The sequence below is a fragment of the Novosphingobium soli genome, from assembly GCF_042432915.1.
In the GTDB taxonomy this organism is placed as follows: domain Bacteria; phylum Pseudomonadota; class Alphaproteobacteria; order Sphingomonadales; family Sphingomonadaceae; genus Novosphingobium; species Novosphingobium soli.
On record NZ_JBHLWK010000005.1, the window covers coordinates 1 to 18,813 of the forward strand.

General features: G+C 69.7%; 10 protein-coding genes. 4 read left to right on the plus strand and 6 right to left on the minus strand.

Translation table 11 applies throughout. From position 1 onward, the window contains the following. Window positions 1–34: 34 nt before the first annotated feature. The 5 genes from ACFFJC_RS01435 to ACFFJC_RS01455 form a co-directional block, all read right to left on the minus strand. Entirely contained in the window at window positions 35–1,336 is a 1,302-nt protein-coding gene (locus ACFFJC_RS01435; RefSeq protein ID WP_379485798.1) for an APC family permease, read from the minus strand. Continuing rightward, entirely contained in the window at window positions 1,333–2,802 is a 1,470-nt protein-coding gene (locus tag ACFFJC_RS01440) for a S10 family serine carboxypeptidase-like protein (protein ID WP_379485799.1), read from the minus strand. Before ACFFJC_RS01440 ends, ACFFJC_RS01435 begins: the two co-directional genes overlap by 4 nt. A gap of 1 nt (window position 2,803) precedes the next feature. Then, complete coding sequence (locus tag ACFFJC_RS01445) at window positions 2,804–4,000, minus strand: pyridoxal phosphate-dependent aminotransferase (RefSeq protein WP_379485800.1); 1,197 nt, start codon at window positions 3,998–4,000, stop codon at window positions 2,804–2,806. Window positions 4,001–4,073: 73 nt separating this feature from the next. Then, a complete protein-coding gene (locus ACFFJC_RS01450; protein ID WP_379485801.1) occupies window positions 4,074–7,166 on the minus strand; it encodes a TonB-dependent receptor domain-containing protein in 3,093 nt (1,030 codons plus the stop codon). A gap of 160 nt (window positions 7,167–7,326) precedes the next feature. After that, a complete protein-coding gene (locus ACFFJC_RS01455) occupies window positions 7,327–8,784 on the minus strand; it encodes a S10 family serine carboxypeptidase-like protein (RefSeq protein ID WP_379485802.1) in 1,458 nt (485 codons plus the stop codon). 177 nt (window positions 8,785–8,961) lie between these two features. Here ACFFJC_RS01455 and ACFFJC_RS01460 point away from each other — a divergent pair, with 177 nt between their 5' ends. The 3 genes from ACFFJC_RS01460 to ACFFJC_RS01470 all read left to right on the plus strand — a co-directional run bounded on the left by ACFFJC_RS01460 (window position 8,962) and on the right by ACFFJC_RS01470 (window position 13,960). Continuing rightward, complete coding sequence (locus tag ACFFJC_RS01460) at window positions 8,962–10,194, plus strand: aminotransferase class V-fold PLP-dependent enzyme (protein ID WP_379485803.1); 1,233 nt, start codon at window positions 8,962–8,964, stop codon at window positions 10,192–10,194. A gap of 20 nt (window positions 10,195–10,214) precedes the next feature. After that, the gene (locus tag ACFFJC_RS01465) at window positions 10,215–11,738 is read left to right on the plus strand and encodes a S10 family serine carboxypeptidase-like protein (protein WP_379485804.1); all 1,524 of its coding nucleotides are present in this window, start codon (window positions 10,215–10,217) and stop codon (window positions 11,736–11,738) included. Between the two features lie 71 nt (window positions 11,739–11,809). Then, on the plus strand, window positions 11,810–13,960 hold the full coding sequence (locus ACFFJC_RS01470) for a TonB-dependent siderophore receptor (RefSeq protein ID WP_379485805.1): 2,151 nt from the start codon (window positions 11,810–11,812) through the stop codon (window positions 13,958–13,960). A 45-nt stretch (window positions 13,961–14,005) separates the two neighbouring features. Here the strand turns inward: ACFFJC_RS01470 and ACFFJC_RS01475 are convergent, their stop codons facing one another. After that, window positions 14,006–14,827, minus strand: a complete 822-nt coding sequence (locus ACFFJC_RS01475) for a rhamnogalacturonan acetylesterase (protein ID WP_379485806.1) — start codon at window positions 14,825–14,827, stop codon at window positions 14,006–14,008. Between the two features lie 439 nt (window positions 14,828–15,266). On the opposite strand from ACFFJC_RS01475, the gene ACFFJC_RS01480 reads away from it, so the two are divergent. Then, on the plus strand, window positions 15,267–18,629 hold the full coding sequence (locus tag ACFFJC_RS01480) for a TonB-dependent receptor (protein ID WP_379485807.1): 3,363 nt from the start codon (window positions 15,267–15,269) through the stop codon (window positions 18,627–18,629). The last annotated feature ends 184 nt before the right edge of the window (window positions 18,630–18,813 follow it).

Below are 18,813 nucleotides of genomic sequence, written 5' to 3' on the forward strand. Positions count from 1 at the left end.
TGCCATCATCTTCTGGTGCAATTGAGTCCGGAGCCTAGCCCGACCGCGCCCGCCGGTGCAGCGCGCGAAACGCCGCGCCGATGACGATCCAGCCGCCGAGCAGCGCGTAGGGCCGCCAGTCCGCCTCCAGCCCCACCAGCGCCAGTCCCAGCGCACAGGCCGCGCCCGCATAGGCGAGCGCGCGCATCCTGGGCCGCGCGAACTTGAACGCGGCGGCCTCGTAGAGATCCTCGTGGCGCTCGACCACGCGCGCGGCCGAGAGGCAGATGCTGGCGTACTTGAGCAGGTTGGGGATGTTGACCGCGAGGAACAGGAAGGTCAGCTCCATCGGCAGCAGCAGCCCCGCGCAGCCGATCGCGAAGACCGCCAGCAGCGCGACGTGGGGCGTCCGCCAGCGCGGGTGGACGCGGCCGAGCGCGGCGGGGAGCATGCCGGCGGTGCCCATCGCGTAGAGGCTGCGGCTGAACATCGCGAACATGGCGTTGAGCGACTTGCCGATCGACAGCACCGCGGCGAGCACGATCACCGGCGTCGCGACGGGACCCATGAAGGCCTTCGCGGCGTCGAGGATCGGCGCCTCGCTGGAGCCGAGCGCCGGCGCGCCCAGCACGCCGAGCGCGACGAAGCCCACCGCGAGGTAGAGCAGCGTCGCCGAGCCGATCGACAGCGCGATGCCGAGCGGGATGGCACGGCGGCTGTCGGCCACCTCGGCGCCCGCCTCGGTCGCGGCCTCGATGCCGAAGAACAGGCCCATCAGCAGCGGCATCGCGGCGACCATGCCGTGCAAGCCCTCGGGGAACAGCGGCTGGAGGCGCGAGAGGTCCACCGCCGTGGCCCCGCCCCAGGCGATGAACACCGCGAACAGCACCAGCATCGCGCCTAGCAGCCACTTCTGGACGGTGGCGGCGATGTGGACGCCGAACAGGTTGGCGAGCAGCGCCAGCACCAGCACCGCGAACATCGTCGGCTTGACCGGCAGCGGCAGGATCATCGAGCCGTAGCGCACCAGGACCAGCGCCAGCACCACCATGGCGCCCATGTTGGCGATGATCCGGGCCCAGGCGATGAAGAACCCCAGGGCCGGGTGCAGGAACCGCGCCGGCCAGGCGAACGAGGCGCCCGACACCGGCAGCGCCGAGCCGAGGAAGGCGTAGCTCACCGCGATGAGGTACATCGGCAGCGCCGCGACGAGCACCGAGAGCAGCATCGCCGGCCCGGCCACCGCCGTGGCGGGAGCGATGGCGGAGAAGATCGAGACCCCCACCGCGGTGCCGAGGCCCAGCGCCACCACGCCCCACAGGTCGATGCCCTTGGCGAGCGCGCGTTCGTCGCTCATGGGCGGGTGCCGGCGAGCACGAAGGCGCGGATATCGGCGACGAAGGCGCGCCAGCTGGCGTCGTCCGAGTAGGCGACGTGGCCGGCGGGATAGCGCCGGTTGACGAAGCGGTCGGCCGCCAGGCCCGACTGCGCGAAGAGGTAGTCCGCAGCTCCCACCGTGGTGGTCAGGTCGTAGAGGCCGGTGCCGACGAACAGGCGCAGCTCGGGCTGCGCGGCCATCGCGGCTTCGAGCCGGGCCATGAACGGCCAGTCGTTGAACGGGCTGTCGCCCGCGCCGTAGGACCACTCGCCCGCAAAGCGCGCAACCACCTTGTAGCGGGCCGGGTCCTGGACCCCGATGCGCGCCAGCTGGCCGATCACCGCCTTGCCGTAGAGGTCCGACACGGCGGAGAACGCGTCGGGCCCGACCACCTCGCCCGCGTCTGCGGGGCGCGGGGCGGTGTAGCGCGCGTCGTAGCGGCCCAGCACCTTGCCCTCGGCGCGCAGCAGTTCCACGCGGAAGCGCTCCTTGGAAATGCGCAGGTCGTTGGCGAGGTAGAAGCCGCGAGGAATGCCCGTCAGGTCCTCCAGCCTGGCCGCCACCGCGGCGCGCGCCGCGTCGTCCAGCGCGCGGCCCTTGTAGAGCGCGTCGAGGTAGGCCGGCCCGAACGCGGCGGCCTCCCGCGCGCTCTGCGCCGGATCGCACGGGGCGGGGCGCTTGCGGTGGTAGCAGGCCAGCGCGGCGAGGGTGGGCAGCGAGACCGGGTAGGTCACCACGTTGTCCGGCCGCTGCGAGGTCTCGATCATGTTCAACGCCTGGCCGAACAGCAGGACGCCGCGCACCTCGAGGCCTGCGTCCTGCGCCCGCAGCGCGTCCACCATCGCGGCGGCGCGGATGGTGCCGTAGCTCTCGCCCAGAATGAACAGCGGGGCGCCGGTCCGCCCGGCGGCGGCGAGCCAGGCCCGGGCCGCCTGCGCGACGGCATCGGCATCGCCCTGCACCGATTGGTAGAAGCCCTTGTCGGCATCGTCGGCGATGGCGGAGAAGCCGGTGCCCGGGGGATCGAGGAACACGAGGTCGGCGATGTCGACCAGCGAGGCCGGGTTGGCCGCGACGGGCGCCTCGGCCGGGAGCGGTGCTTGCGGGTCCTGCGGCACCTGCGCGCGCATCGGCCCCAGCGCGCCCATCTGGAGATAGGCCGAAGCGGCGCCGGGTCCGCCGTTGAACACGAACAGCACCGGCCGGTCCGGCCGCGCGCCCTTGCGCACGTAGGCGACGTAGCCCGCGCTCGCATCCTGCCGGCCCGGCGCGCTGGACACCGGCAGCACGCCCGCCTCGGCCGTATAGGCCAGCCGCTTGCCGGCGACGGTGATGGACTGCTCGGCCCGGCCCTCGATCCGGGCCGCCGGGCCGGACGTCGGCTGCGCCAGCGCGGGCGTGCCGGACAGCAGCGCTGCCAGCGTCGGGATCAGCCAGGTGCGCATCTCAGTAGGTCCCCTTGCGTGCCTGCAGGTCGCGGTAGCGGACCAGCCCGTCGGTCAGCGCCTGCAGGCCATAGTCCACGTCGGCCGGCGCCTGGGCGAAGCCGATGCGGATGTGGCCGGCGGCGCCGAAGTACTCGCCCGGCGCGACGATCACGCCGCAGCGGTCGGCGAGCCATTCGGAGAAGGCGATCGTGTCGTCAATCCCCGTCAGGCGCGGGAAGGCGATGCAGCCGAAGCGCGGGAGCGCGCCGGTCACCAGGCCCTCGGCCTGCCAGTGCGCATGATAGCTCTCGATGATCGGCCGAGCCCTGCGCATGGTCGCGGTGCGATAGGCGTCGAACGGCTCGGGCCGCTCCAGCACCAGCGCGGCCACCGCATGGGCGAGGTTGGAGACGCCGAACTCGATCTCCTCCGCCAGCGCGCGGATCCGGCGCATCGGCGCTGCGTCCGCCACGATCCAGCCGCAGCGCAGGGTGCTGAGGCCATAGGACTTGGTCAGGCTGTCGATGCCGATGATCGCGGGCGAGAGCGACACCGCGGAGGCGGGGCGCTGGTCTGCGTCGACGTAGGCGGCATAGACCTCGTCGACGACGACGTGGATGCCGCGGGCCTCGGCGATGCGGGCGACGGCGAGGAGGGTGTCCTGGTTCACCGCCATGCCCGAGGGATTGTGCAGGTTGGACAGCACGATCAGCCGCGTCGCGGGCGTGATCCGCGCGGCGATCTCGTCCGGGTCCACCGCGAAGCCGGGCCCGCGCCGCGTGAAGTGGTCCACCCCCAGGCCGTGCAGGCGGGCGATGGTGTGGAACAGGTCGAAGCCCGGCGTCTCGACCAGCACCGCGTCACCCGGCGCCAGCAGCGCCCGGTAGATCAGCGAGAGCGCGCCCGTGGCACCCGTCGCGCACAGCACCCGCTCGGCGGGCACGCCGTAGCGGCGCGAAAGCTGGCCCACGACGTAGGGGTTGCCGTTGAAGGCGCTGGTGTAGCGCGAGGTGATCGGCTCGGAGAAGCCTTCCAGCATGATTTGGCGCAGCAGCTCGACCGGCTCGGGCACGGCGCTGTCGAACAGGCTGACCAGCAGATTGCGCTCGGACCGCACCGAGCGGATCACCTTGCGGATCCATTGCGAGTAGGACCCGATGCCCGGCTGGGCCTCGTCGGCAACCGGGAGGAGGATGGGGGGCACCGGCCGGGTCATCGTCTGTTCGTTTTTTCCGTTCGATGCGGGAAAGAGGACCGCCGCCCGGTAGGGGACCGGGCGGCGGATCAGGTCACTTCAGCTTGATGCGCGCGCCGACGAAGAAGCGGCGGCCGAGGATGTCGCCATAGGCGATCTGCGGATAGGACGGGGACTTGTCGGTCAGGTTGTCGATGCCGGCGCGGAAGGTGATGTTGCCGGCTTCCAGCTGCGCCGAGACCGAGTGGACGATGTTCGACTTCAGGATCGGGTTGGGATTGGTCTCGATCGTGGCGTCGTAGGCGGCGCGGGTGCGGCCCAGGTAGTCGAGCTGGTAGCTCACGCGCAGCGGCCCCTTGTCCCACGCCGCGTTGAAGCGGCCGACCCATTCCGGGCTTTCATAGGTGTCGTCGGTGCGCGTGAAGGTGGTGCCCGTCACCGATCGGGTGAGCAGCGTGTTGTGCGTGGCGTTCGCGGTCAGGCGCAGGCTGCCGAGGTCGCGGCCGCCGAACAGGTCGCCCGGCGTGAAGGCGTAGTCCACCGTGTAGTTCTCGCCGCGATACTTGATGACGCCGGCGTTGAACGTCGTCGTGGTGCCCGTGACGATGGTGCCGCCGATGCTCGTGGCGTCGGGGCCGGCCAGCCGCGTGAAGGCGTCGCACACTTCGGCTGCGGGGTTGGGATCGTCGAAGCAGGCTGCGGCGAAGTCCTCGGTCGTGAACGGCGAGAGGCCGTCCTTGAGGTCGATCTCGATGCGATCGACGCTGATCGTCAGGCCCGGCACGAAGCGCGGCTGGAGCACGATGCCGTAGGTCAGCGTGTCCGAGATCTCGTTGCGCAGGGTGGGGTTGCCGCCGCTGATCACGGTGGTGCGGTTGAAGTTCTCCGCCGGATCCTGGAAGCGGGCCAGGCGCTCGGCCGGGCTCAGGCCGGACCCGGTGCCGTCCGGGTCGACGCCGTAGCCGGGATTGGCCGTGAACAGCGCCAGGCAGCTCTGGTAGCGGACCGCCGGGTTCGAGCCGGCGTTGATGCGGTCGGCGTCGCACGGATCGTAGCCGGAGGAGGCGAGCGTGCTGGTGCTGGGGGCCAGCAGCTGGGTCAGCGTGGGCGCGCGGAAGTTGCGGCTGCGCGATCCGCGCAGCGTCACCCCGTCGGTCACTTCCCAGCGCAGGCCCGCGTCCCACACGTTCTCGGTGCCGGCCAGCGAGTTGTCGACATAGCGGAACGCGCCCTTGAATTCGAGCAGCTGCACCAGCGGCAGGGTGAAGTCGCGGCCCACCAGCGGCACCACCAGCTCGGCCGAAAGCTCGTCGGTGTTGTAGCCCCCGGACTGGGCGACCTGGACCGAGCCGTCGCCGATGATGCCGGTGCGGTTCGCCTCCAGCGGGCTGAACGCGGCCTGCTCGTCGCGGTGTTCATAGGCGGCGCTGAACTGCACGTCGCCCATCGGCAGCGTGAACAGCGTGCCGCCCAGGGTGGCGAGCAGGTCCACCTGCTCGTTGGTCCAGTCGATCCCGGCGCGGGTGCTCACGTAGTTGCGCGCCGCGTCGCTGACGGTGCGGGAGCCGAAGGGGTTGATCGGCGCGCACGAAGGATCGTCGTTGGCGGTGCTGGCGTCGGCGTTGATGGCGCAGACCGGGGTGCCGTTCGACAGGACCGAGTTGATCGCGTTGTTGAAGCGGCTGTTGACCACTTCCCAGTTGCGGCGCTTGCCCTCGACGCGCGCGTAGCTGCCCGAGACCGACCAGTAGAAGTTGCGCTCGCCCACGTCGAAGTCACCGTCGAGCGAGAGGACGCCGCGCCAGGTATCGGTGGCGTAGGTCTGCACCGGGTCGGGCACCAGGTCGTAGAAGTACTTGGACAGGAACAGCGGGGCACCGGCGGCGAAGCTGGGGCGCGCGGCGATCAGCGCCGCCTTGGCGGCGTCGGTCAGGAAGGCGTTGTTGATGTTGAACGAGATCGGGCCGAGGTAGGTGCCGGCATTCAGCACGGTGCGGCTGTTGCCCTGCGGAATCTCGCGGCCCTTGACGTTGGCGTAGAGGAACTCGGCCGAGAGGGTGATGCGGTCGGTCAGGTCGTAGTGGCCGACGGCGTTCGCAGTCAGGCGCTCGACGCCGGTGCGCAGGCCGGCCAGCTCCTGGTAGGGAAAGCCCTCGCCGTCGGAGGCGAAGGGGATGCCCTGGATGGTGCCCGGGTTGTAGGGGATGACGCTGCCGTCGGTGCCGAACTGCAGCGGGCTGCCGGCGCCGTTGCGCAGCAGGAAGTTGGGCGGCGGGGCGGGGGCGGTGAAGATGACGCCGTTGCCGTTGAAGGGCCAGAAGCCCGCGTTGAAGATCTCCCGCAGCGCAGGGATGCCGTCGCTCGGCCCGGTGTCGGCGGCGTTGGTGACGGTGAGGCGGCCGAGGTTCGACAGCGGTCGGTCGGAGAAGCGCAGCGAAGGCGTCTTCGACCAGCCCACGTCGACCGCGAAGTTGCCGCGCCCGTCCGCGAAGTTCGTGCCCGCGGTGCCGCGCAGGGAATAGGTGCCGTAGTCGCCCCGGTCGGAGATGCCGGTCTGGCCGTCGAGCTCGAGGCCGGTGAAGTCCTTCCTGAGGATGTAGTTCACCGTCCCCGCGATCGCGTCCGAGCCGTAGACCGCGGCGCCGCCGCCCTGGAACACCTCGACCCGCTCGAGCAGGCCGATCGGCAGGATGTTGGCATCGACCTGCGCGTCGCCCACGCCGCCCGGATCGCCGATTCCCGAGCTGCTGGTCACCATGCGCCGGCCGTTGATGAGCGTCAGCGTGCGCCCGGCGCCGAGGCCGAAGAGGTTGGGGGCCTGGATGCCCGAGCCGCTCGACTCGCCCGAACCGTCGGCCTGGTTGAGCGAGGGGACGTTGGAGGGCAGGTCGTTGAGCGCGTCCGCGACGCTGACGTAGCCGCGGTCGAGGAGCTGCTGCTGCGCCACCTGGACCACCGGGGCAGCGCTGGAGTTTGCGGCCTGGCGGATTCGCGAGCCGGTCACGACGATGTCCTGCCCCACGTCCTCCATCGCCGCGCCGGGCGTGATGTCCTGCGCCTGCGCCGGTGCCGCGGAGGCGATCGCCGCGAACGCGCCGGTCAGGGCGGTGGTGGCCAGCAGGCCGCGAAGCCCCAAAGTTTGCTTGCCCAAGGTCGGCTTGCCCAGTGTCTGCGTGCGAAGTGTCATGCCCGTGTCCCCAGTCTGTCCCTGAAGGCCGCCGCATTCTCGCGGCGTTTCCCTGGACGGCATGATAGCGGCTGGACGCGGGAATGATCTTGCGTTCGCGAAGGGTGCTGCGCATCGCTCAGGCGAGGCCGTGTCGCGCCCTCGCCAAGACGCGCAATATCTATGCGCCTCCCAGGAGAAATGCGGAGAACTCACGCCCGAAGCGCTGCGTTTCGCGATCATCCTCATACATCATGTGGCCGCCTTCGTAGCAGCGCAGGACGAAGCGCACGGCGACCGCGGCGGGCAGGGCGGCGACCGTCGCCGCGTTGGCGGCGCAGCTGTTGAGCGAGTCGAAACGCCCCGCGGCGACCCAGGTGCGCAGCGCCGGTGCCTTCTCCATCGCGCGCAGCGACCAGGGCTGCGAGGGGCTGGGCGGACCCTCGCCCGCCATCGCGCGCGCCAGCGACTCCTTCGTGATCGGCGCCTGGTCGTACTGCCACCGGCCGCCGGCGTCAGGGGCGGGCGCGTCGATCCCGGCGTAGGCACCCTCGCGGTAGCCGAGCGTGCGGCGGTAGTAGTCCAGCACCAGCGCGGCCTCGGCGGCATCGTCGGCTTCCCCGTCGGTGCGGCGCATGTCGAAGATGCCGAGCGTCTTCTTCTCGCCCGCGAGCAGCGCCGTGCGGAACTGGCGCGGGGAGACCCACAATGTCTCGCGATCGATGACGGCGGGGGCGAGCCCCTGGTAGGCCGCCAGCCTGGCCACGATCTCGGCGCGACGGGCGGGTGCCAGCGCGCCTGGCGCGGCGAGCGCGGGGGCATAGTCCCGCACCGCCCAGGCGCGGGCCTGCGCCAGCGTCTTCGCGCGGTCCGCCTGCAGCGGCGGCGCGAGGCGGCCGAGGGCATGGGCGGTGGCGATGCGGCTGTCGAGCGAGAGCGCGCGCATCAGGTTGCGGTCCGGCATGTCGCCGAGCGGGATCCCGCCCGAGATCAGCGCGACCCCCGCCACCGGCGTGCCGGCATCGACCAGCGCCTCGGCCACGCCGGCCGCGCGCCAGGTCCCGAAGCTCTCTCCTGCCAGGTACAGCGGCGCCGCGGCCCGGCCGTACGCCGCGCGCCAGTCGCCCACGAAGCCCGCTACCGAGGCGATGTCGGCGCGCGTGCCGTAGAAGTCGGCGGCATGCTCGGGCGTGTCGGCGCGGCTGAACCCGGTCCCCACCGGATCGACGAAGACGAGGTCGCTGGTCGCGAGCGGGCTCACCGGATTGTCGGCGAGGCGCCCCTTCGCCACCACCCGGGGGCCGAGCGCGTGGAAGTGCAGCAGCCGCGAATCCGCGCCTGGCCCGCCGTTCCACACGAAGGTGAGCGGGCGGGGCTTGCGGCCGGGAACGAGATAGGCGGTGTAGAAGATCCGCCCGCGCACCTCGCCCTCGAGGTTGCGCACCGGCAGGGTGCCGGCGCAGGCGGCATAGGCGATGCGCTTGCCGCCGATCACCGCGTGGTGGTGCGTCTCCACCGCGCCGGCGCGGCACGCGGGCGCGGCCGGAGCGGGTGCGGCCGGTGCCGCCCGCGCGGGGGCAGCCGGGGCCGCCAGCGCGGCGGCGGTCATCAGGGCGGGGATAGCGGCCAGTCGCAGCATCGTCGGTCTCTCCAGGTCCGGGCCGGACGATAGCGGCGCGGCCTCGGCATTTTTATGCGCAGTTGCCCGCAGGCGCGGGGGGATGTCTGCCGCGGGAAGGGGACCCGCGCGCGCAACATCGGTGAAATCTATGCGCCGGGGCTGGACTAACGTGCATGATGACGAGGACAGGAGCGCATGGGACCCATCGCAATGACACGGCGCGGCCTGCTGGCCGCAGCAGGCGCAGCGCCGATCGCCGCCCGCGCCGCCACGCCGGCGGCGCTCGCGGCAGCGCTGCCCGACCGCGCCGCCTTCGCCCCGATGGCCGCCACCTATCTCGACAGCGGGACCATGCACCCGATCCCGCTCGGCGCACGCGCCGCGGTGCAGCGCTATCTCGACCAGCGCACGGCGATGGACGGCCACTATCCCACCGACGCGGTCGAGAAGCGCGTGAAGGACGGCTTCGCGCGCCTCATCAACGCCGCGCCCGAGGAGATCGCCTTCGTCCAGAGCACCACCGCGGGCGAGCAGCTGGTGATCGAGGCGCTCGACTTCCCCAGTGGCGGCGGGCGCATCGTCACCGACACGCTCCACTTCTTCGGCTCGTTCTACCTCTACCAGGAGCTTGCCCGGCAGGGCGTGGACGTGGCGTGGCTGCGGCCGGACCAGGGGCGCATCTCCGTCGAGGCGTACGAGCGCGCGATCACGCCGAGCACGCGGCTCGTCGCGCTCTCGCTGGTGTCCACCTACAACGGCTTCGAGCACGACCTGAAGCGCATCTGCGACATCGCCCATGCGCGCGGCGCGCTCGTCTATGCCGACATCATCCATGCCGCCGGCACCATCCCGATCGACGTGCGCGCCAGCGGCGTCGATTTCGCCGCCAGCGCCAGTTACAAGTGGCTGATGGGCGACTTCGGCCTGGGCTTCCTCTATGCCCGCGCCGACTTGCGCGCGCGGCTGAAGCGCACCCGCTTCGGCTACTACCAGCTCGCCGGCTTCACCCCGCACGTCTATCCCTTCGACCCACCGGGCGACACCATCGCCGACACCGTCCCGCGTGACGACATGGAAGGGCTGTTCGCGGGCGGCACCCGCTCGCACACGGTGCTGGCGCAGCTCGACTGGACGCTGGACTACATCCTCGGCCTCGGTATCGAGCGGATCGTCGCGCATCGCCTGCCGCTGCTGGCACGGCTGCGCGCGGGGCTGCGCGACAAGGGCTACGCCATCGTCACGCCCGAAGGCTCGCGCACGCCGCTGGTGACCTGCGCGCTGGAAGGCGCCTACGCGCGGCTGTCCGATCCGCTCAAGGCCGCCAACGTGCGCATCACGTTGTCGCGCAACCGCTTCCGGGTCTGCCCCTCGGTCTTCACCGAGGAGCAGGACATCGACCGCCTCCTTTCCGCGCTGCCCCGCGCCTGACCGTCACAGGAACCGTTCCCATGCGCCGCTTGCCCGTCCTTGCCGCACTGCTCCTGGCCGCCGTACCCGCCGCGCCCGCCGCGACCCGCGCCCAGGACGGAGACGCCCCGATGTCGCCCGCGTTCCTGCGCGCGATGGAGCCGATGGTCCCGCGCGAGAGTGCCGCCCCGCGCGTCGTCACCACCCGCCACCACGTCCGCCTTGCCGGGCGCAAGCTGGCCTACAAGGCGATCGTCACCGAGCTGCCGATGCCCGGCGCGGACGGCGCCCCGGTGGCGATGGGGGTGAGCTATGCCTACGTGGCCGAGACCAAGGCCGATGCGGCCTCCCGCCCGGTCGTCTTCGTGTTCAACGGCGGGCCGGGCGCCTCGTCCTCGCCGCTGCACATGGAGGCGTTCGGCCCCCGGCGCATGGCCGGGCAGGGCGACGCCGCGCGCCTGGAGGACAACCCGCACAGCCTGCTCGACGTCGCCGACCTCGTCTTCATCGACCCGGTGGGGACCGGCGCCAGCATGCCGCTGAAGGATCGCGACGCGTCGGCCTACTGGGGCGTGGGCGGCGACGCACGCGGCGTCTCGGCGATGATCGAGGCGTGGCTCCAGGCCAACGGCCGCACCGCCTCGCCCCGCGTGCTGGTGGGCGAAAGCTACGGCACCTCGCGCGCGCTGGCGATCCTCAACGAGGACGCCAAGGCCGGCAAGCCGTTGCCCGACGGCGTCGTGCTGCTCTCGCTGGCGATCGGCGATGCCGACGGGCCGGTGCTGTCCGATGCGGTCCACCTCCCGACCTTCGCCGCGGTGGCGTGGTACCACGAGGCGATCGACCGCGGCGGGCGCACCGTGGCCGAGCACTACGCCCGCGCGCTTGCCTTCGCGCAGACCGAATATGCCTCGGCGCTGATGCGCGGCCCTGCCTTGTCCGACGCCGAGCGCCGGCAGGTGGCAGAGCGGATGTCGGCGCTGATCGGCATCCCGGCCAGCACGATCGCGGCCAAGAACCTGCGGCTGGACAACTACGACTTCATGCTGGCGCTGCTGGCCGAGAAGGGCCTGCGCACCGGCCAGCTCGACGGGCGCGCCACCCGGGCCATCGCACAATCCAAGTTGCGTCCGCCGTTCGACGATCCCTCGATGTCGCTGGGCACCGGCTCGCGCGACGGGATCGAGCGCTACCTCAAGGACGAACTGGGCTACGCGCTGCCCAGCCCGTACCGCAGCCTGAACCTTGGCATCAACTTCCGCTGGAACTGGGACAAGGAGTATGGCGGCAGCTACCGCGCAACCTCCTTCGCCCCCTACCTCAAGGCGGCGATGGACGCGAAGCCCACGCTCAAGGTCTTCGCGGCCGGCGGGTACTACGACATCACGACGCCGGTCTATGCCGGGCAGTTCGCGCTGGAGCAGGCCGGGGTGCCGACCGACCGTGTGACCTACGCGCGCTACGCGGCGGGCCACTCTGTGTTCGAGGATGAAGGCGAACTGGCCAAGCTGAGCTCCGACCTGCACCGCTTCGTGACCGGGCTTTCCACAAGACCCACGCAGTAAGGCCTCCGCTGGCATGGTATTGCAATTGATTCTCATTAGAGATATTCACCACGTCAGCAGTGGGGGATATGATGAGACAAATTCTGGCGATGGCGCTGTCGGTATCGGCGCTGCCTTTATCAGCGCTGGCAGGGGCCACGAGCGCGCAGGCGCAGGAGGGCGATCCTGAAAACCGCGACGCGATCCTGGTCACCGGGACGCACCTTCAGGACGCCGTCGTCGCCGGCAAGGCGGACATTCCGCTGCTGGAGACGCCTCAGGCGATCTCCGTCGTCTCCGCCCGGGACATCGAGGCGCGCGGCGTCACGCGGCTCTCGGAAGCGCTGCGGACGGTGGCGGGCGTATCGCGCAGCACGACCTACGGCTTCTACGATGCCTACACGATCCGGGGCTTCGACGCCGCCTACGGCAGCGTCTACCTCGACGGGCTGATCAACGAGGCCGGCGTCGGCCTCAACCAGGAGCTGTCCGCCGTCGAGCAGATCGAGGTGCTCAAGGGGCCGGCCTCGATGCTGTTCGGCCAGGCGCCGCTCGGTGGGCTCATAAACCTGGTGAGCAAGCGCCCGGTCGAGGAGGCCTTCCTGAGGGTGACCGCCTCAACCGGGTCGTGGGACCTCGTCGAAGGCACTGTCGATGCCAACGCGCCGCTCGACGATGGCGGCACCTTGCTGGGGCGCCTGACCCTGACGTATCGCGACGCGGACAGCTTCGTGCGCAATGCCGGCATCAACCGCATCTTCGTCGCGCCCGCGGTCACCTGGCGTCCCGGCCCGGACACGACCCTGACGGTGCTGGGGCGCTACCAGCGCGACCACGACAACCCCATCTCGCCGCTGCCCGCCTATGGCACCGTCCTGCCGGCGCTGGTGGCGATTCCCGAGGACTTCGCGATCAATAACGCCGGCCGCCAGCGCGTGGCGAACAACCGCGATCGCATCCAGGCCGGCTACATCTTCGACCACCGCTTCAGCGAGGCGCTCACCCTCTCGCAGACGCTGCGCTACACCCGGCGCAAGGAGTACTGGAACCGCTGGATGTTCGCGGCCGGGTTCATCGACGCCGAGGGCAACTATTCCGACGTGCCGACCGACACCATCGGCCGCTACTTCTACGGTCCCTACAACGCCACCGACAAGGACTTCGCCGTCGACACCCGCCTCAAGGGCAAGTTCGGGACGGGCGGCATCGCGCACGAGTGGCTGGCGGGCGTCGACTATCGCCAGAACCGCAGCCATTCCTACAGCGCCGGGGACTACGACCCCACGCACTTCCCGCTGAACATCGTCAATCCCGACTACGACGCGATCTACGACACCAGCGCCGTCGCGGGTGCGCCAGCGCAGAGCAAGGCGCACCAGACCGGCATCTACCTGCAGGATCACCTGAAGTTCGGAGAACTGGTCACGCTGACGCTCGGTGGCCGCTACGACTGGGCCGAGGCCTCCGGGCAGAAGGACCACGCGTTCAGCCCCCGCATCGGCGGGACGCTGAAGCTGACCTCCGGCGTCAACGCCTATGCCAGCTGGTCGCGGTCCTTCGTGCCGCAGCTCTACAGCCAGCAGGTGGTGGGCTTCGACGCGCAGGGCAATCCGATCGGCGGCCCCGTCTCGCCCGAGCGGGGCAAGAACATCGAGCTCGGCGTCAAGTTCGCGCCGGAGGGCACGCGCCTGGGCGGCAGCCTGGCGATCTACCAGCTCACCCGCGAGAACGTCACGACGGCTGATCCGGTCTACATGGACTTCGTCGTCGTCACTGGGGAGCAGCGCGCGCGCGGCATAGAAGCGGAACTGCAGTGGCAGCCCGTGGCCGGGCTCAGCCTCAATCTCGCGTACACCTACGTCGATGCGAAGGTGACGAAGGACAACTTCTTCACCGTCGGCGCGCCGCTGTCGAACGTGCCCAAGCACAACATCGGCGCCTTCGCGCAGTACGAGCTCGCCTCCGGTCCCCTCGCCGGGCTGGGCGCGACGTTGGGCGTGACCTACAACAGCAAGCGCAACGGCGACATCTATTCGACCCGGCCGGACGGGTCGGTGCTGCTCTGGCTGCCGGCCTACACGCTGGTCGATGCCGGGCTGTCCTACCGGCGCGAGGGCTGGCGGGGGCAGCTGACCGTCGCCAACATCTTCGACGAGCGATACTTCCCCGACACCGGCGGCATCGACCGCGTCACTCCCGGCAATCCCCGCAACTGGCGTCTGACGCTGTCGCGGGAATTCTGAGCCAGGTTCGGGCTCAGGCCGTCGAGGCGGCCTGGAGCGCCGGCGTCACGGCAGCAGCAGCGGCCGCATCTCGGGCACCGCTTCCGACAGTTCGCGGGTCACCAGCGCGGCGAAGACGTTGGCGCCCTCGGTGCCGAGGTGGGTGTAGTCGAACGAGAGCTTGGGTGAAGCCATAGGCTGGACCTGCACTTCGGTGGCGGCAGGCGTCGTCGGAGCCGTCACCGCCGCCGCGGCGGTGCCCTTGGGGACCTGGGCGAAGCGGTTGGCATAGTCGCTCCCCAGCGCCTCGACCAATCGCGCGCTGTCGCGGTTGAGGTCGAGCAGCGGCACCTGCATCTCCGCCGCCACCCCCCGCGTCGCCTCGGCCCAGGGCGCGAGGTCGTTGACCAGCTTGCCGTCCTGGAAGATGCGGCGCGTGAGGGGGGTGACGAGCACCGGGATCGCACCCGCGGCCCGCGTCTCGCGCACGTAGCGGCGCAGGTTCTCGGGATAGCCGGTCTTAAGGTCGGTCGAGCGGCCGGGCTTGCCGGGCTGGTCGTTGTGTCCGAACTGGATCAGCACCCAGGTGTGCTGGTAGCCTTTCGCCTGCATCTCCGAGAGCGCCACCGCCCACGATCCCTCCCAGCGGTAGTTGCCCGAGCTGCGTCCCCCGCGCGCGAGGTTGAGGCAGGCGGCGAACGAGGTCACGTGGTAGGCGCAGAAGCTGGGGCCCCAGCCGCCCGCCACCGCCGTGGTGGAATCGCCGACAAGGATGATCTTCGAAGGCCGGATCGGCGTCACGGGCGGGGAGCCGGGCGGCGGCGTCATCTGCGCCTGCGCAGGGACGGCGAGCAGCGCGGCGGCTGCGGCAAGGATCGCGGATCGCATGAGGTTCCTCCCGTGGGACGACCGCTACGGCCGTTCTCCCGGGCCATGAAGATAGCGCTAACTTTTTGCTTGTCCAGCCCGTCCGTTTGCAGTACGCCTGAGACACAGTCCAGATAAATACTGGTTCGGAAAAGGGGTAGGATATGCACGAAGGCAGAAGGGGCATTTGAAAGTCAGGCAATAGCATTCGGCGAACGCATGGAGCACCAGCGTAGCCGGCAGGCCTGACTAGACGACAATCGTAGCGCGAACTTCGCTCGTATCGACTGGATCGAGGCGGGGAATGGTCGTGTCCGGCGTCGTCGATCGCAATCATGACCATGTGAGTAACGCCGAAGAGGAGCAGCTTCGGCGGTGGGTTCTTGCGTCCTTCTGTCGCGTGTCTCGCTCGGGACCGGGCGTGCGGAGGCGTCTTGGCCCCAACAGGGAGAGTACAACGATGTCGAAGTCCACCACTGCGTCGCGCACCCGCCTGGTGCTGACGAGCGCCGTTGCCGCGATGGCGACGGCCTGTGCGTTCCCCGCCCTGGCGCAGGACGCGGGCGAGGCCGTGCCGCCCGCGGGCGAGCCGGACGCTGCCGAGATCATCGTGACCGGCTTCCGCGCCAGCCTCGAGAACGCGATCAACACCAAGCGCAACGCGACCGTCATCGTCGATGCCATCAATGCCGAGGACATCGCCGACTTCCCCGACGCGAACCTCGCGGAATCGCTGCAGCGCATGACCGGCGTGTCGATCGACCGCGACAACGGCGAGGGCCGCACGATCACCGTGCGCGGCCTGGGCGGCGACTTCAACATCACCCGGCTCAACGGCCTGATGGCGCTCTCCACCTCGGGCTCCAACGATTCCGGCACCAGCCCGAACCGCAGCCGCTCGTTCGACTACAACACCTTCGCGTCCGAGCTGTTCAACTCGCTGAAGGTGCAGAAGACCGCCTCGGCGGCCACAGACGAGGGCGCGCTGGGCGCCAACATCGACCTGCAGACCGCCCGCCCGTTCGACTTCAAGGAAGACCGCTTCGCGCTCTCCACCGAGGGCAGCTACCAGAAGAACTCGAAGGCCTGGAGCCCGCGCATCGCGGGCCTCGTCTCCAAGAAGTTCCTCGACGGCGACATGGGCCTGCTGGTCTCGTTCGCCTACAACAAGACGCGCAACGAGCTCGATTCCTACCAGCGCTCGGCGGGCTCCTCGGACTACCTCTACCGTGGCTCCGATTTCGCAGGCAACGAGAACCCGCAGCGCGGCGGCTTCTCCGCCCCGGTCGGGACCAACCTCGGCGCCGGCGTCACCAACCCCTCGGCGATCGACGTGCTGACCGGGTCCGATCCGGAGGCCTACGCCAAGCTCTACCCGGGCGCGCCCTACAACACGCCCGGCCGCTTCGACGATTCCACCGTGCGCATCCCGGCGCTGCCCTCGATCCAGCAGCAGAACGTGAAGAACCAGCGCCTCGGCATCACCGCCGCCTACCAGTGGCAGGTGGCCGACCGCACTCGCCTCAACGTGGACGGGCTCTACTCGCGCTTCAAGAACAGCAGCACCAAGTACCAGGTCGGCACCGTCGGCCTCAACCGCAACAACACCAACGCCGCCTACAACACCGCCGGCAGCAACCTGACGCCGAGCGCCGCCCGCGCCCTCTACCCGGGCATCTGCACCCCGCGCGCGAGCTCGGACATCACCTATGGGCAGGACTGCGGCGAGAGCCTCTACGGCACCACGCCCGCGTTCGGGACCGCGCTGGACGCCAGCGGCAACACCGTCGCCTCGCAGTACGGCACCAACATCTTCAGCAGCAACCCGTACAACCTCGACCCCTACGACTACTACAACAACCCGAACTCGGTCGGCTACATCCCCTCCACCAACCGCCTTGCCTATCGCGGCGAGCTGATCGGCCGCCCGGGCGTCGACGTGCTCGACGCCAACGTCGAGAACGGCACGGCCAACTACCTGAAGCTGCGCAACGTCGACTGGCGCTCGGGCGCCGACCGGCAGGACTACACCACCGAGTTCTACCAGTGGTCTGTCAACGTCGACCACGAGTTCACCGACACGCTGCGCGGCAACTTCGTGTACGGCCAGTCGAAATCGACCAATGATTCGCAGGGCCTGCTGGTCGAGTTCAACCGCATGAACGCGCCCGAGATCTTCACCTACGACGAGCGCGACGGCGGCTCGATGCCGGTGTTCGATGCCGGGTTCGACCTGTCCAACCCGGACAACTGGACGACGGTCAAGGGCTTCTCCGCCATCCGCAACTACAAGCGCACCGTCGAGAACTCGCAGAAATCGGTGAAGGCCGACTTCCGCTGGGACGTCGACACGCAGTTCGCGGTGTCGTTCGGCGGCACCTGGCGCAAGTTCGGCTTCTACACGACGCAGTACGAGCGCGCCGTCGACACGCTCAACCCCACGCTGCTCGAGGCCGGCGTCTCGGCCTCCCAGGTGGGCAAGGTCGTGAACTTCGGCCAGGGCCTCGACGTACCGGAAGGCACCGCCAGCAGCTTCTTCGTGCCCGACATCGAGAAGTTCAACGACCTGTTCGACTTCACCTGCAACTGCATCAACAAGTGGGGTGACTGGCGCATCTGGAACACGCGCAACAACACCGCCACCTTCGGCGTGAACGAGAAGGAATACGCCTTCTACCTGCAGGGCGACTGGGACCTGACCGTGTTCGACCGCCCGTTCCGCGGCAACGTCGGCACCCGCGTCGCGGTCACCGACCTGACCTCCACGGGGCGCACCACTGCCGGCCGGCCGATCACGGGCACCAACAAGTACACCGACTGGCTGCCTTCGGTGAACCTGATCTACGAGCCGATCGACGACGTCGTGGTCCGCTTCGCCGCGGCCAAGGTGATGGCGCGCCCGCTGCTGGGCAACCTCTCGCCCACCGTCAGCAGCATCTCGATTCCCAACACCGGCGACACCACCGGCGGCACGCTGACGGTCGGCAACCCGAAGCTCAAGCCGTTCTACTCCACCAACCTCGACTTCAGCGCCGAGTGGTACTTCGCCAAGGGCGGCCTGCTGTCGGTCGCGCTGTTCAACAAGAAGATCAAGTCGTTCCCGCAGACGATCCTGTTCTCGGGCCCGCTCTCGCAGTTCCTGGATGCGCAGGCGCTGGAGGAGCTGCGCGCGCAGTTCACCAATGCCAACCAGCTCGCCTACATCGACAACGACTACGAAGTCACCGCGCGCCAGTTCCGCGACGCGCCGGGCGGCTACATCCGTGGCATCGAGCTCAGCTATCAGCAGAACTTCGACTTCCTGCCCGGCTTCCTCAGCCACTTCGGCGGCATCATCAACTACACGCACATCGAATCGGAGCTGACCTACATCCTCGATCCCGGCACCGCGACCAAGCCGCAGACACTGGGCAAGGCGCCGTTCCTGGGCGTCTCGCCTGACGCGCTCAATGCCACGCTGTTCTACGAGACCGAACGCTTCCGCGCCCGCGTCTCCGTGGCCAAGCGCAAGGGCTACAGCACAACGTACCCGCTCTCGGCCGGTGACTGCGCCCCGGGGCTGAGCAACTCGCCCGCTGATCCCTCGGTGGCGGGGACGATCTGCAACAGCCCGCTCATCAACGACTTCGCGTTCAGCAAGGGAACGACCAACGTCGATGCCTCGATCAGCTACAAGCTGACGGACTTCGCGACGGTGACGGTGGAGGGGCTCAACCTCACCAACCAGACCTCGAACAACTACGCCTACCAGGACTCGCCGGTGGTGACGAACTACTCGAGCTCGGGCCCGGTCTATCGCGTGGGCGTGCGCGCGCAGTTCTGAACCGGCTACTCCCCTGCGTGCCGCCGCTTCCTCCTCGCGGCGGCACGCTTTTTTTTTGGAGATGCGTGGCAGGACGCTAGCGGGGGAGCCGCCCGCCCGCTGCGTCAGCAGACGCGCTGGCACCTCCCCGAGCAAAGCTCAGGGAGAACGTGTTCGTGTGCGATCCACCCCGTTCCACAGGAGT

Coding starts and splice junctions, on each gene's coding strand:
- ACFFJC_RS01470 (WP_379485805.1), top strand. CDS start 11,810: ATGAGACAAATTCTGGCGATGGCGCTGTCGGTATCGGCGCTGCCTTTA.
- ACFFJC_RS01435 (WP_379485798.1), bottom strand. CDS start 1,336: ATGAGCGACGAACGCGCGCTCGCCAAGGGCATCGACCTGTGGGGCGTG.
- ACFFJC_RS01465 (WP_379485804.1), top strand. CDS start 10,215: ATGCGCCGCTTGCCCGTCCTTGCCGCACTGCTCCTGGCCGCCGTACCC.
- ACFFJC_RS01450 (WP_379485801.1), bottom strand. CDS start 7,166: ATGACACTTCGCACGCAGACACTGGGCAAGCCGACCTTGGGCAAGCAA.
- ACFFJC_RS01480 (WP_379485807.1), top strand. CDS start 15,267: ATGTCGAAGTCCACCACTGCGTCGCGCACCCGCCTGGTGCTGACGAGC.
- ACFFJC_RS01440 (WP_379485799.1), bottom strand. CDS start 2,802: ATGCGCACCTGGCTGATCCCGACGCTGGCAGCGCTGCTGTCCGGCACG.
- ACFFJC_RS01455 (WP_379485802.1), bottom strand. CDS start 8,784: ATGCTGCGACTGGCCGCTATCCCCGCCCTGATGACCGCCGCCGCGCTG.
- ACFFJC_RS01445 (WP_379485800.1), bottom strand. CDS start 4,000: ATGACCCGGCCGGTGCCCCCCATCCTCCTCCCGGTTGCCGACGAGGCC.
- ACFFJC_RS01475 (WP_379485806.1), bottom strand. CDS start 14,827: ATGCGATCCGCGATCCTTGCCGCAGCCGCCGCGCTGCTCGCCGTCCCT.
- ACFFJC_RS01460 (WP_379485803.1), top strand. CDS start 8,962: ATGGGACCCATCGCAATGACACGGCGCGGCCTGCTGGCCGCAGCAGGC.